15 protein-coding genes, 1 tRNA gene and 1 pseudogene are annotated in these 13,301 nt (G+C 70.5%); 8 read left to right on the forward strand and 9 right to left on the reverse strand.

Annotation, left to right across the window (positions count from 1 at the left end):
* A pseudogene (locus tag KBX46_RS32440) lies at positions 1-131 on the forward strand (dTDP-glucose 4,6-dehydratase); the annotation flags it as partial.
* Between the two features lie 75 nt (positions 132-206).
* On the opposite strand, the gene KBX46_RS08775 reads toward KBX46_RS32440, so the two are convergent.
* Both KBX46_RS08775 and KBX46_RS08780 read right to left on the reverse strand, forming a co-directional pair.
* Positions 207-1,583, reverse strand: a complete 1,377-nt coding sequence (locus KBX46_RS08775; RefSeq protein ID WP_247667224.1) for a sugar transferase — start codon at positions 1,581-1,583, stop codon at positions 207-209.
* A gap of 272 nt (positions 1,584-1,855) precedes the next feature.
* The gene (locus KBX46_RS08780) at positions 1,856-2,767 is read right to left on the reverse strand and encodes an LCP family protein (RefSeq protein WP_374223645.1); all 912 of its coding nucleotides are present in this window, start codon (positions 2,765-2,767) and stop codon (positions 1,856-1,858) included.
* Between the two features lie 275 nt (positions 2,768-3,042).
* On the opposite strand from KBX46_RS08780, the gene KBX46_RS08785 reads away from it, so the two are divergent.
* From KBX46_RS08785 to KBX46_RS08795, 3 genes are all read left to right on the forward strand, one after another.
* Positions 3,043-3,876, forward strand: coding sequence for a class I SAM-dependent methyltransferase (locus KBX46_RS08785; protein ID WP_210792054.1), 834 nt, complete (start codon positions 3,043-3,045; stop codon positions 3,874-3,876).
* 4 nt (positions 3,877-3,880) lie between these two features.
* Entirely contained in the window at positions 3,881-4,699 is an 819-nt protein-coding gene (locus KBX46_RS08790; RefSeq protein ID WP_210792055.1) for an MOSC domain-containing protein, read from the forward strand.
* Between the two features lie 112 nt (positions 4,700-4,811).
* A complete protein-coding gene (locus KBX46_RS08795) occupies positions 4,812-5,801 on the forward strand; it encodes an expansin EXLX1 family cellulose-binding protein (protein ID WP_210792056.1) in 990 nt (329 codons plus the stop codon).
* Positions 5,802-5,805: 4 nt separating this feature from the next.
* Here the strand turns inward: KBX46_RS08795 and KBX46_RS08800 are convergent, their stop codons facing one another.
* The 4 genes from KBX46_RS08800 to bcp form a co-directional block, all read right to left on the reverse strand.
* Positions 5,806-6,333: a GNAT family N-acetyltransferase gene (locus tag KBX46_RS08800; protein WP_210792057.1), complete on the reverse strand. Its 528-nt coding sequence runs from the start codon at positions 6,331-6,333 to the stop codon at positions 5,806-5,808.
* 92 nt (positions 6,334-6,425) lie between these two features.
* Positions 6,426-6,508 (reverse strand) — tRNA-Leu (locus tag KBX46_RS08805).
* Positions 6,494-7,420 carry an HNH endonuclease gene (locus KBX46_RS08810; RefSeq protein WP_210792058.1) on the reverse strand — a complete coding sequence of 309 codons (927 nt, stop codon included), beginning with the start codon at positions 7,418-7,420 and terminating at the stop codon, positions 6,494-6,496. Before KBX46_RS08810 ends, KBX46_RS08805 begins: the two co-directional genes overlap by 15 nt.
* A gap of 30 nt (positions 7,421-7,450) precedes the next feature.
* Positions 7,451-7,927, reverse strand: a complete 477-nt coding sequence (gene bcp / locus KBX46_RS08815) for a thioredoxin-dependent thiol peroxidase (RefSeq protein ID WP_088946464.1) — start codon at positions 7,925-7,927, stop codon at positions 7,451-7,453.
* Between the two features lie 326 nt (positions 7,928-8,253).
* On the opposite strand from bcp, the gene KBX46_RS08820 reads away from it, so the two are divergent.
* Genes KBX46_RS08820 through KBX46_RS08835 form a run of 4 tightly spaced genes read left to right on the forward strand, consistent with a single transcriptional unit; the run spans position 8,254 to position 10,972 of the window.
* Entirely contained in the window at positions 8,254-8,979 is a 726-nt protein-coding gene (locus tag KBX46_RS08820) for an energy-coupling factor ABC transporter permease (protein WP_099850968.1), read from the forward strand.
* Positions 8,976-9,431: a PDGLE domain-containing protein gene (locus tag KBX46_RS08825; RefSeq protein ID WP_247667226.1), complete on the forward strand. Its 456-nt coding sequence runs from the start codon at positions 8,976-8,978 to the stop codon at positions 9,429-9,431. Before KBX46_RS08820 ends, KBX46_RS08825 begins: the two co-directional genes overlap by 4 nt.
* 15 nt (positions 9,432-9,446) lie before the next feature.
* Entirely contained in the window at positions 9,447-10,217 is a 771-nt protein-coding gene (gene cbiQ / locus KBX46_RS08830; RefSeq protein ID WP_210792059.1) for a cobalt ECF transporter T component CbiQ, read from the forward strand.
* Positions 10,214-10,972 carry an energy-coupling factor ABC transporter ATP-binding protein gene (locus tag KBX46_RS08835; RefSeq protein WP_099850971.1) on the forward strand — a complete coding sequence of 253 codons (759 nt, stop codon included), beginning with the start codon at positions 10,214-10,216 and terminating at the stop codon, positions 10,970-10,972. Before cbiQ ends, KBX46_RS08835 begins: the two co-directional genes overlap by 4 nt.
* Here KBX46_RS08835 and KBX46_RS08840 read toward each other — a convergent pair.
* Genes KBX46_RS08840 through KBX46_RS08850 form a run of 3 tightly spaced genes read right to left on the reverse strand, consistent with a single transcriptional unit; the run spans position 10,956 to position 13,298 of the window.
* Entirely contained in the window at positions 10,956-12,068 is a 1,113-nt protein-coding gene (locus KBX46_RS08840; protein WP_210792060.1) for a hypothetical protein, read from the reverse strand. The genes KBX46_RS08835 and KBX46_RS08840 overlap by 17 nt on opposite strands.
* The gene (locus KBX46_RS08845) at positions 12,065-12,781 is read right to left on the reverse strand and encodes a thioredoxin domain-containing protein (RefSeq protein WP_210792061.1); all 717 of its coding nucleotides are present in this window, start codon (positions 12,779-12,781) and stop codon (positions 12,065-12,067) included. Before KBX46_RS08845 ends, KBX46_RS08840 begins: the two co-directional genes overlap by 4 nt.
* A complete protein-coding gene (locus KBX46_RS08850; protein WP_210792062.1) occupies positions 12,774-13,298 on the reverse strand; it encodes a MauE/DoxX family redox-associated membrane protein in 525 nt (174 codons plus the stop codon). Before KBX46_RS08850 ends, KBX46_RS08845 begins: the two co-directional genes overlap by 8 nt.
* Positions 13,299-13,301 lie beyond the last annotated feature (3 nt).

Here is a 13,301-nt window from a genome sequence, read left to right on the forward strand (position 1 = left end):
TCACCAAGATCAGCGAAGAACTCGGCTACACCCCCAGCATCACCCTCGACCACGGCCTCGCCGACACCGTCGCCTGGTACCGCGACAACCGCACCTGGTGGGAACCCCTCAAGACCACACCCACCGCGTGATCTGACAGCGCCGCGGGTGGTGGCGCCGACGGTTCTGGAAACGTCGGTGCCATCACCCGCGGTTTTCGCGTCCGGTCAGCGGCCTCCGCCGCGGAAGACCTCCGAGACCGTACGGAGCACGACCTTGACGTCCAACCACAGCGACCAGTTCTCGATGTAGTAGTTGTCGAACCGCGCCCGGTCGGAGATCGGGGTGTCGCCCCGCAGGCCACTGACCTGAGCGAGCCCGGTGAGCCCGACGGGGACGCGGTGGCGTGCCGCATAGTTCGGGTACTCGGCCGAGAACTTCTCGACGAAGTACGGCCGCTCCGGCCGTGGCCCGACCACGCTCATGTCGCCGCGCAGGATGTTCCACAGCTGAGGCAGCTCGTCCAGCGACGTCCGGCGCATGAACCGGCCAATCGGGCCGACCCGGTTGTCGTGCGCGATGGACCAGTTGGTCTGGGACTCCTGCTCGTTCACGGGACGCATCGACCGGAACTTGATGACCTTGAACGGCTTGCCGTACCGGCCGATCCGCTCCTGGTAGAAGAAGATGCCCCGGCCACCATCGATGAACGTGGCGATGGTGCAGAGCAGCAGCACCGGGCTCAGCAGGAGGAGAGCGATCCCCGCAAACAGCATGTCGGACGCCCGCTTGATGGCCCACCGCGGGCCGCTCAGCGAGATGTCGCCGATCTTGACGATCGGGAACGCGCCGATGTGGTCGGGGTAGCCGCTCTGGGAGCGGGATCCCCACAGCCGGGGCACGGCCCACAGATCGCAGCGCGAGCTGCGCGGCTGGAGCAGAGTTTCCATGAGGGCCGACTCGTGGCAGTCCGGGTCGGCGATGATCAGGACCTCGCACTCCGACAGCCGGACGAGGTGTTCGAGGTCCGTCAGTGTCCCACTCAGGGTAAGCACGCCGTTGTCCTGCCGTGACGGAGCGTCAACGCAGCCCACGAAGCGCAGTCCGTACTGCGGATAACGGCGCAGCAGCCGTGCGAGTTCGATACCGATCGGGCCGCCCCCGACGATGATCGCGTTGTGCTCCGCCCACCGACGCTTGCGGGACAGGACGGTGAACGCCCTGCTGGCCGCGCGCCCGAGGATCACGAACAACGCGGACAGCGCGACGCCCCGCATGAAACCGCCGACGTACGCCACCGAGGCGTGCCGCTCGGCCGCGATGATGGCCACGACCGAGCCAGCGGCCAGCAGCCGCCCACAGAGACTCGGCAGTTCGTCGAGGATGCTCACGTGCCGGCGCGGCCGGTAGAGGCCGCCGGCAGCGAAGAGGGTCAGCGTCAGGACGGCATTGGCGATGGTCCCGCGCCAGTAGCTCTGGCTCAGCAGCAGCGGCGCGAGCAACGCCACCAGGTCGACGGGCGCGACCATCATCCACGCTCGCAGCCATCGGGTCCGCGACGACGTGCGGGACCTGGCGTACGGCAGGACGGCGGTGGTGCTCAACCCGGCTATTTCAGGCGGAGCCTCCGCCTGTGGCTCCGGCTCTCTCGACTGCGGGACAGGTGGGGCGCCGCCACCGTAGAGGCGGCCCCCGTCGCCCGGCACGTCGAGTCGTCCGCCGTACGGCGGTTTGGGCGGATGGCTGGTCGCAGACTGGCCTGACACTTGTGGACCTCCCCGTGAAAGCCCTCGGTCACGTGTCCCGACCAGAAGGGCGACCGAACTCTACGATCGGCCGAGGTGCGCCACCATGGCCGGCAAGTCAGTTCCTGCTCCTACTTTGCGGCGGACAGGATCTCCGGAACGTTGTCGTTGCGGACCGCTCCGAAGACCTTCGCGGCCTTCTCCTTGTCGACCAGAACCACGCTTTCGGTGCCCATCATCCCGGTGCCCTTGGTGGGGCAGGTGAGGAACGTCAGGTTGCCACTGCGCAGATCGCGCATCTGGGAGGCGAGGTCAAGCAGGTTCATGGCCTTGTCCACGGCAACCGCGTCCGCCGTCGCCTTGACAAAGGAGTTCAGCTTGGCCGGGTTGGCGAGCGTTCCGCCGGATGCAGCCTTGTCCAGAATCGCCTTGATGACCTGCTGCTGGTGCCGGATCCGCGCGAAGTCGCCGTCGGCGAAGGCGTGCCGCTCGCGTGCGTAGTCAAGCGCGGCCGCTCCGTCCATCTTCTGCTGACCAGCCTTGAACGTCCGGCTACCGTTCAGCGCGTACAGGGTGGTGAAACCCTTCTCCACGTCCACGTTGATGCCGCCCAGTGCGTCGACGATTTCCTTGAAGCCTCCGAAGTCGACGATCGCCACGTGGTCGACGCGCACTCCGGTGAACTTCTCCACCGTCTGCACCATCAACGGAACACCACCCCACGCGAACGATGCGTTGATCTTCGCGTCCTTGCCGCCCCGACCCGTTGACGACTTCGGCACGCTGACCCAGCTGTCCCGGGGGATCGAGATGAGTTGGGCGCTGGAGCGGTCCTTCGGGAGGTGAGCCAGGATGATCGTGTCGGTGCGGGAGCCGGCCTCGCTCTCCGGGTCGCGCGAGTCACTGCCGAGAATCATGATGTTCATGGCGCCCTTGGCGTTCTCACCCACCTGCGGACGCTCGGCCTCCGGCACACCGTCGAAGGCGTCGACCCGCTCGATGCCAGAGTTGATCGAACGGAAGTAGAGGCCTCCGGCGATCATCCCGCCGCCGCCGAGCAGTGCCAGGATCACGAAGGTGATCAAAGCGACCTTCTGCCACCGCGGGCGCTTGGTGCGCGCCTGCTTGGTCGGCTCCGATGGTTGCTGCGCCGCGATGAGCTGGGTCTCGGGCTCCGCGTACTCTTGGCGATACTGCATGCCGCGATGCTACTGATTGCGGGTTACGCGCACGTGCCCCCGTCTGGGCCGTATGGTTTCACATCCTGACCAAAAGACTTTCCGCCCAGACGTTCGCCCGAACCTGGTATGAAGCAGCGGTGGACGCCACGCAGCTGCGCCGAGCCATCGCCCGTACCCCACTCGCCCCCGTCGCCGCGTTTCCCAAGCGGCTCGCCCGGGTCGCCCGCCACGACGCCAAGGTGCTGCGCATCTCGGCTCGTTGGCTGGTCGCCTCCCGGGAACACCACAACTACACGTACGAGCTGACCAAGCTCAGCCGTCACCACCTGGCCTGGTTCGTCAGCGTGGTCTGCGACATCCCGGTCAAGCAGGTCCGTGGCTACGTTGCCGAAATCGAGTCCGACGACGTGCTGCGGCACCACATCGAGCGGGCCACCGCCACCGCAGCCCGACGCGGTCTCGCCGACAAACACGTCCACTACGCCCGACGCGTGGGGTGGTACGCGATCGTCCGCGCCACCCACCCCGCGCACGTGGTGGAGACCGGCGTCGACAAGGGGTTGGGCACCTGCGTCCTGGCGTCCGCCCTCCTCCGCAACGCGCAGGAGGGCCACCCGGGTCGGGTCACGTCACTGGACATCAACCCCGAGGCCGGCTACCTGGCCGCCAGCGAGCCCTGGTCGGAAGTCGTCGACCTGGTGATCGGCGACTCGATCGCCTCGATCGGCGCACTGGACCGCCCGGTCGACCTTTTCCTGCACGACAGCGACCACAGTCGCGCCCACGAGAAACGCGAGTTCGACGCCGTCGAGCCGAAGCTCGCCCCCGGCGCCATCCTGCTCACCGACAACGTCACCAGCACCAATGTGCTCGCCGAGCACGCCGAGCGCACCGGACGGCGGTTCCTCGCCTACCGGGAGAGCCCCGCCAACCACTGGTACCCGGGAGACGGCATCGGCGTGGCATGGTGACCGGGTGCGGCTGACCTCGATTCACACGTACCCCGTCAAGGGTTGCCACCGGCTCGACCACGACGGCGCGTTCGTGCAGCCGTGGGGCCTGGCCGGCGACCGACGCTGGATGGTCGTGGACGCCGACGGCGTCGGCGTCACCCAACGCGAGACCACCCGGCTGGTCGGCCTGCGCGCCACAGTGCGCCCCGGGGGTCTGGTGCTGAGCGCCGACGGGCAGTCCGACCTCGACGTGCCCGAACCGGCCGACGGTGCACCGGTCGCGGTGCGCACCTTCCGCAGCCGCAAGCTCCCGGTCCCGGCGCTGCCGGCCGGCCCGGCGGCCGACGACTGGCTCGGCGCGTTGCTCGGCCGACCGGTCCGGCTGGTCTGGCTGGGTCAGCCGACCCGCCACCTGGCCGCCGGGGACCGTGAACACGACACCGGTGACCAGGTCAGCTTCGCCGACGCCTACCCGCTGCTGCTGGCCAACACCGCCTCCCTCGACGCCCTCAACGGCTGGCTCGCCGAGGCGGGGGAGGAACCGGTGCCGATGACCCGGTTCCGGCCCAACCTGGTGGTCGACGGGGCGCCGTCCTGGGCCGAGGATGACTGGGCCGGCCGGTCGCTTCACATCGGCGACCTGCGGTTTCGCGCCGCCGGGCCGTGCGACCGGTGCGTGGTGACCACCACGGACCAGGAAACCGGGGTACGCACGAAGGAACCCCTGCGCACACTCGGGCGACACCGCAACGTCCAGCAGAAGCTCCTCTTCGGACTGCACCTGGTGCCGATCGACAGTGGACCCCTGACCGTGGGAGCCCCGGTCGTCCTCGCGACCTGACGGGCGGGCCCGACCCACGACCGGAACGCGGCGATCACCGTCCGTCGATGCTGTCTTAGCTTTGGCTTAGCCGGCTTGTCCGCTCGCGCCCGAGTCCGGCAGCATCGCCGTCGTGACGGACGAGAGCGCTGTCGACATCACCATCGACCTGGACCATGCTCCCGAGGAGCGGCCCGCGACGTCGTCCCGCCCGGTGCCCTGGCTGGTGGCGACCGGCGTCACCGTTCTCGCGGCGGCACTCGGCCTCACCCTGACCCTGCGGTCCGGCTCCGCCCCGGCCTGCGCCGCCGCCCGGCCGCTCGCCGCCGCGCCACCCACCGGCAACGCCACACACAGCGGCAAGGCCACCTTCTACGACTCGAAGGGTGCCGGCGGCAACTGCTCGAACCCCGCCGCCCCGGCCAACCGGCTCTACGTGGCGCTCGGCCCGAGCGAATACTCCGCGGCTGCCGCCTGCGGCGGATTCCTCGACGTGACCGGCCCGAAGGGCACCGTTCGAGTGCTGATCATGGACCAGTGCCCGGAGTGCGCGCCTGGGCACCTCGATCTGTCCCGCGAGGCGTTCGCCCGGATCGCCGACCCGGTCCAGGGCCTCGTCCCCGTCACCTACCGCGCCGTGGTCAACCCGCCGCTGCCCGGACCGCTCACCTTCCGGATGAAGGAGGGCGCGTCGCAGTGGTGGTTCGCCGTCCGGGTCGGGAATCACGGCAACCCGCTGCGGTCCGTCGAAGTCCGGCAGGGCGACAGTGGTGTGTGGCAGTCGGCCGCCCGGCAGGACTACAACTACTGGCTGATCGACTCCGGTGCCGGGCCCGGCCCGTTCAGCATCCGCGTCAGCGACGTCTACGGAAACCGGGCCACCGTCGGCGGCGTCCGCCTGGCACCCGGTCAGGTGCAGAACAGCGTGGTCCGGATGTACGGGCGCGGGGCCGTGGCGGCCACCCCGCGCGCCTCCACATCGGTCCGTCCGCCCGGCAGTCGACCCGCTGTCACGCCGACCCCGGCCCGCCGTCCGGTCGAGGTGGCGAAGGCGAGCGCACCAACCACCGGTGCGCCGACCACCCAGCCGGCCGGAGCGAACGCCCGTTGGTGCGCGGGCTGACCGCTCAGTCGACCGGCGTCAGGTCGAGCCACATCAGGATCTCGTCGCGGTCGTCACCGGGCGCCACCCGCAACGCGCGCGGCAGCCGGCCGATCTCCCGATAACCGAGACGGGCGTAGAACCTGTCCAACCCCAACCCGTCGCGCACAGTGACGTGCAACGCCTCGTGGCCGAACTCCCGCCCCAACCGGGCCGCCTCGACCATCAGCGCGGCGCCGTAGCCGGCGCCCTGAGTGTCCGGGTGGACCATCACCCGCTTCAACACACACCAGTGCGCCTTGAGCGAAAAACGGTTGTCACTGAAGATCAGTGCCGCCACCAGCCGGTCGCCGGAGTAGCCGACCAGCAGCCGGTCCGGACCGTCGGCGATACCGGCGAAGGTCGGGTCGGCGAGGACGTGAACGTCAGCGGCGGTGACCGGCGGCACGAAACCGACGGCGCCGCCGGCGTTGCTGACGTCCGCCCAGAGATCGACGATCTCGGCGCGCAGCTGCGGGGTCAGGTCGGGGTCGAGGACGAAATGCAGACTCACGCCCGCCATCCTGACCCGCTGACCAGGCCCGCGACCCACGACAGTGACGCGCCCGACAATCGCGCTCTGGTGCGGGGGTGTGTGTCGACCTGTGCGGGAGAGGGGATTCGAACCCCCACATCCTTCCGGATACAGGTTCCTAAGACCTGCGCGGCTGCCGTTACGCCACTCCCGCCAACGCCCTGAGTCTAGAGCGTCTGGCGTCGACGGTGTTGAGCCCGGCCTCCCTGAGGATGGTCGAGACCGTGCCATGACTCACCCTGCATGCTCGGCCCGGCAGATTGCGGAGGATCCCCGACAGCCGCTTCGGTCCAACATCCGGATGCGCCAGCGCCTGTTCTATCACCACGTCGCGATGAGCCCTCGAACGCCACCTGCGGTCCGGACGTGGCCTCAACACTCCGTCCTGCTCGAGCTTCCGCCGAACCTTGTGCAGATAGGCCGGCGACCAGTCCAACTGCCGTGCCGCCTCCAAGGCCGTCACCTGCTGCGCGTCGACCTGACCGAACAGGTTGACGAGATCCTCCCGCGTTGCTGGTCGGCGACCGGATCCGGCAGTCTCGTGCGAGCGCTCCTGATCACCGGGCGCCGGGTGCACGGGAACGGTGGGGATACCAGCCCGGTTCCGTCGGCCGGCGTAGGTGGGGGTCTGACTGTGGCAGTTGGGACAGAGGAGCCGCAGGTTCGGTGGCCGGTTGTCGAGGAAGTCTCCGTTGATGTGGTCGACGTGCAGGATGAGTGGAGCGCCTCGCCACACCGGCCCTATCCCGCACCCCTCGCACTCCTGCGGCACGCCGAGTGTGCCCAGCGCCCACTTCAATCGCACGCCGGGCGTCCGACGGGAACCCTCGGGCAGCACGACCAGAAGCTCTGCTGAAGTGGTGCGCCGTTCACCTCGGCGACCCTTGCTGTGTGCCTGACCGGTGAAGTGCGACGTGTCGATGCCGAATCTCTTGAGCTGCCGACTGATGTGCGCGTGCGAGCCACCACTGACGCGAACGCCGAGCAACCGCATCACCTCGGTGATGTTGCGCGCGGCGGCGGCAGCGGCGGCCAACGCTTCGGGCGTGTATTTGTATCGAACCACTGATGGAACGTAGCGGCCCGGTACGACAGATCAGTCCAGGCCGAGGTCGCGGCGGAGCTTGGCGACGTGGCCGGTGGCCTTGACGTTGTAGAGCGCCCGCTCGATCTTGCCGTCGGCGTCGATCACGAACGTCGAGCGGATCACGCCGGTGACGGTCTTGCCGTAGAGCTGCTTCTCGCCGTACGCGCCGTAGGCGGTCAGCACCGCCTTGTCCGGGTCGGACACCAGCGGGAAGGTGATCGCGTCGCGCTCGCGGAACTTCGCCAGCTTTTCCGGCTTGTCCGGGGAGATGCCGACGACCTCGTAGCCGGCGGCCTGGAGCGAGGCGAGCGAGTCGCGGAAGTCGCAGGCCTGCTTGGTGCAGCCGGGGGTCATCGCCGACGGGTAGGCGTACAGGACGACCTTGCGGCCTCGCAGGTCGGCGAGGGAGAGCTGGTCGCCGGTGTCGGTGGCGAGGGTGAACTCGGGGGCAGGGTCACCGGCGGAGAGACGGTCGGGCGCGGTCATGGCCCGACGATACCGCTGGGTTGGCCGGTGCCGTCGTCGGCGAGCCGCGCGGGTCCGCGCCGGCGGGTGAAGATCGACTCGTGGTTCTGGAAACCGGGGCATCCCCGACCCGCGGACACCCCGACATCAAGAAAGGCGAGTCGATCACCCAGCGGGCACCCCGACGTTCACGGAAGCCGAGCCGATCAGCCGAAGTGCCGACGCCACACCTGACCTGGAAGGTGATCAAGCTCATCCGTTGTTGCAAGACTCTGGCAACAACGAGGTTTGGGAAATAGGCTGACCCACGCCGGCCCGGTCGGGCCCGCGGACGCGTGGGAGGTCGCGTGGAAACACTGGCGATGCACATCTCGAACGGGATCATCGACGGTCCGGTTGCAGCCATCTTCGCTGCGCTGGCCCTTGCCGCGCTCACCGTCTGCGTCCTGCGCGGTCGGCGCGACCTGGACGACCGGCTGGCCCCGATGGCGGGCCTGGTGGCGGCGTTCATCTTCGCCGTCCAGATGCTCAACTTCCCGATCTTCACGGCCGGCGTGAGCGGCCACCTGCTCGGTGGCGCGCTCGCCGCCATGCTGGTCGGTCCGTGGGTCGGCGCGCTCTGCGTGGCCGTGGTGCTGGTGGTGCAGGCACTGATCTTCGGTGACGGCGGCGTGGCGATGCTCGGCCTCAACATCACGAACATGGCGCTGCTCGGCACCGCTGCGGCGTACGTGCTGATCGCGGTGCTGCTGCGGGTGCTGCCCCGTACGCGGGCCGGTCTGGCCGTGACGGCGTTCGTCGCCGCCACGCTCAGCGTGGTGGTCGCGTCGCAGGGCTTCGTCCTGCAGTACTGGCTGGGCGGCACCACCGACCTGGGTAACAACCTGACCGGCCTGGCCGGCACGATGGCGGGCGTCCACCTGCTGATCGGCATCGGCGAGGGCCTGATCACCGCGACCACAGTGCTCACCGTCGCGAAGGTGCGCCCCGACCTGGTGTACGCGCTGCGCTCCCTGCGCACGCCCGCCGCCCCTGCCGCCCCCGCTGTCCCGGTCACCGGAGGTGCCCGATGAAGAACCGTTCCTGGGCCTTCCTGGCCGGTGGCCTGCTGGTCGCCCTGCTGCTCGCCGGTGTGGTGAGCAACTACGCCTCGTCCCACCCGGACGGGCTGGACTCGTCCCTGCTCAAGGGTTGCACCGTCGACGCCGACGACAACATCGTCGGCGGCAGTTGCCCCGCCCAGCAGGCCCGTGACCACGAGCTGGCCGACAGCCCGCTGGCCGACTACGGCGTGCGTGGCGTGCGGAACAGCTTCGTCTCCACCGGCCTCTCCGGGGTGCTCGGGGTGCTGGTGACCTTCGCGATCGGAGCTGGCGGCTTCTGGCTGCTGCGCCGCCGGGGCACAACCCCGACCGACGGCACGACGCCCACCGACGGCACCACGCCGACCGACGGCACCAACCCGACCGACGGTGACCCCGCGACGTCCGACGACGTCCGGCGCCGCGCCGACGCGGCCAGCTGAGCAGGGTACGCGCAGATGGGTGCCGGTCACGGGCACGTGCTGTACCGCGAGTCGGACTCGCCGGTGCACCGGCTCCCGCCCGAGGTGAAGATCGTGGCGATGGTGGTCTTCACCATCGCCGTGGTGGCCACCCCGCGTACGGCGTTCTGGGCCTTCGGCGCGTACGCCCTGTTGGTGGCGGTGGTGGCGGCGCTGGCCCGGGTGGGGCCGCGGTGGTTGCTGAGCCGGGCGCTGATCGAGCTGCCGTTCGTGCTGTTCGCGGTGGCGCTGCCGTTCCTCGGCAGCGGCGACCGGGTCGAGGTGCTGGGCCTGCGGCTGTCCGAGGACGGCCTGCACGGCGCGTGGAACATCGTGGCCAAGGGCACCCTGGGAGTCCTCGCCTCGCTGTTGCTCGCCGCGACCACCACGACCCGGGCCCTGATCGTGGGGCTGGACCGGCTGCACTGCCCGCAGGTGTTCACCCAGATCGCCACGTTCATGCTGCGCTACCTCGACGTGCTGATCGGCGAGGCGCGGCGGATGCGGGTGGCCCGGATCTCCAGGGGTGACGACCCGCGTTTCCTGTGGCAGTTGCGCGGTTTCGCCGCCGGGATCGGGGCGCTGTTCCTGCGCGCCTTCGAGCGGGGTGAGCGGGTCTATCTGGCGATGCTGTCGCGGGGTTACACCGGGCGGATGCCCGCCGTGTGGCAGAGCGAGGGCGCGGCGACCACCGGCCAGTGGCTGGTCGCGGCCACCGTGCCGGTGTTGGCGGCCTCCATCGCCGCCACCGCCGTCGTGCTGTCATGATCGGTGTCGTGCAGACCGCTGTCTCGCTGGACGTTCGTGGCGTTCGCTACGCGTACCCGGATGGGCATGTCGCCCTGCACGGGGTGGACCTGAGCGTGCCGCGCGGCGATCGGGTGGCGTTGCTCGGGCCCAACGGGGCCGGCAAGACGACGCTGGTGCTGCATCTCAACGGCATCCTCACCCCGACCGAGGGCAGCGTGAGCGTCGGCGGGCTGACCGTGACGCCGGATCGGGCCACCCTGGGCGAGGTGCGTCGCCGGGTGGGCATCGTCTTCCAGGACCCGGACGACCAGTTGTTCCTGCCCACGGTGGCGGAGGACGTGGCGTTCGGGCCGGCGAACCTGGGCCTGCGCGGGGCGGAGCTGGCCGCGCGGGTGGACGAGGCTCTCGCGGCGGTGGGGATGAGTGAGCACCGGGAGCGGGCCCCGCAGCATCTGTCGTTCGGGCAGCGCCGCCGGGTGGCGGTGGCCACCGTGCTCGCCATGCACCCGGAGATCCTGGTGCTCGACGAGCCGTCGTCGAATCTGGACCCGGCGGCCCGCCGTGAGCTGGCCGAGATCCTGCGCGACCTGCCGGTGACCCTGCTGATGGTCACGCACGACCTGCCGTACGCGGCGGAGTTGTGCGAACGCTCGGTGATCCTGGACGGTGGCCGGATCGTCGCCGACGCCCCCACCGGAGACCTGCTGCGTGACGAGGCCCTGCTGGCCCGCCACCGCCTGGAACTTCCCTACGGTTTCACCCCGCGGCCGTAGCTCCGCGTTCGGCGTCGTCGGCCCGGGGTGCTGCGGTGGCGGCCCGGGAGGCGGCGTGCAGGCGGAGGACTCCTGCGGCCGTCGCGCCGGCACCGGTGATCAGCACCACCGCCACCATGACGCGGGCGACCTCGGGCGACCAGGGCACCGGGGCGATGGACCGGGCGAACACGGCGGCGTTCGCCGCGCCGCCGAAGAGCGCCAGGCAGGCCCCGGCCAGCGCCACAGCGAAGTCGGCGGCCGGGCGGCGGGCCAGCGCGTACCAACCGGCGGCGACCGCGCCGAGGCCGGTGAGCAGCGACCAGATCTGCCCGGACAGCAGCCCGACCAGCACTCCGCCGACACCCTGCGCGCCCGCGTCCAGTTCCCGCCCCACCGGGTACACGACGGTCAGTGCGCCGCCGACGACCAGCAACGCGCCGACGGCGGACAGCGCGCGGGCGCCGGCCGGCGCGGCGGCGGCGACCAGGCCGAGCGCGCCCACCGCGAGCAGGCCCACGATGGTCACCGTCCACCAGGTGTACGCGTCCGGCGGCGGCACCCAGTCGAGCGTGCCGCCGATGACCACCGGGTCGGCACCGTCGCGCAGTGGGACCGTCCAGTCGCGGACCCGGTGCTCCCGGTCCGGTGCGGCGCGTACCGCCTCCGGTGGTGCCGACTCCCGCCACAGTGCGCGCTGGTCGTGCCAGCGCACCGTCGGCCCGTCGTCGATCCGCCGCCAGGACGGCGGGGCGGCCGGGTCGGCCTCGGCCGGGAGCGCGGTGTCCCCGGTGATGGTGCGGTTCAGGTACGTGGCGGGGGAGCGGCTGTTCTCGAAGATCCCGTCCGGGCCGACCCGCAGGTACGGCTCGCCGGAGTAGCCGATCACCTCGACGGCGCGGCCGGTGCGGTTGGTCAGCTCCAGTCGGGCGCCCGCCTCGACGACGCGTACCTCCAGCCCTGGCCGTGCCGGTGCGACCCCGGTGGTCCGGGTGCGGTAGTCGGTGCCGTCGGGTGCGTCCGCGCCGTGCGCGGCGGCGGGCGCCGCGGTGAGCAGGGTGGCCGCGCAGGCCGCGGTGGCGACCAGGCCGGCCCGGGTCAGCAGGGTACGGATCACTTGCCGGCCGCCGCCACGGCTGCGGTGAGAGCGTCCGGGGTGGGGTTGTCGACCGACTTGCCGTTGACCTTGACGGTCGGCGTGCCGGTGACGTTGCTCCGGCTGGCGTCGTCGGTGACGTGTTCGGTCCACGCCCGGTAGGTCTTGTCCTTCACGCAGGTGCCGAAGGAGCCCCGGTCGAGGCCCACGCCGACACCGATGTCGATCAGCTGGTCGTCGGTGAGCCCGGCGCTGCCCTCCGGCGGCTGCTGGGCGAACAGTGCCTTGGCGTACTCGTGGTACTTGCCGCCCGCCGCGGCGCAGCCGGAGGCGGCCGACGACCGGGTCGAGTATTCGGTGGTGGAGAATCGGTTCAGGTACGCGACGGGGTGGTAGACCACCTTCGCCTTGTTCTCGGCCACCAACTGTTCGAGCGTCGCCCCGCTGGTCTGCTCGAACTGTTTGCAGGCCGGGCAGAGGAAGTCCTCGTAGACGTCGACGGTGACCGGCCCGCCGCCGGTGACGATGCCGGTGCCGGCCGCGTTGGCGCCGGGCGGGGTGGTGAACTCGTCGGAGCGCTGGCTGGACCAGGCGGCCCAGCCGATGACACCGGCGATGACCAGGACGACGACGGCCCCGGCCGAGACCCAGATCGTGCGTCTGCGCCGCCGCTCTCGGGCGAGTTGCTCGCGGACCACCCGGGCGGCGTCCCGCTGCCCCTTGCGACTACTCATCCTCGTCCTCCACAACGGGCTCGCCGGACAACCATCCGTCCACCGAGACGGGCGTACGTGGCCAGATCAGCAGAAATCCGGCCAGTACCAAGAATCCCAGGTCCCGAAGGATCTCCGGGAGGTAACTGGGGGCCTGTCCCTCGGCCAACTGCCCGCCGCTGCCGAAGCAGCCGCAGTCGATGGCCAACCCCCGCGCCCAGGCCGAGGCGATCCCCGCGATGAAGACCACCAGGAGTGCGGCTGACACCCCGGCGACGAGCCGGGTGGCAAGCCCGAGCAGCAACAGCACGCCCAGCGCCAGCTCGACGAAGGGCAGGGCCGCGCCGATCACGCTCGCCACGTCGTACGGCATCACCTGGTACGCGTTGACGGCACGCCCGGAGGCGGCGAGGTCGCCGACCTTCGACGCGCCGGCCACGAGCCAGACGGCGGCGAGGCCGAGCCGGGCCGCCGTGCCGAGCCAGGGCCGGACGACAGGCCAACGGCCAGCCCCGGAGGAAGGTGCAGTCACGCTCATTTG

It is taken from the genome of Micromonospora sp. C81 (assembly GCF_018070425.1).
In the GTDB taxonomy this organism is placed as follows: Bacteria; Actinomycetota; Actinomycetes; order Mycobacteriales; family Micromonosporaceae; genus Micromonospora; species Micromonospora zamorensis.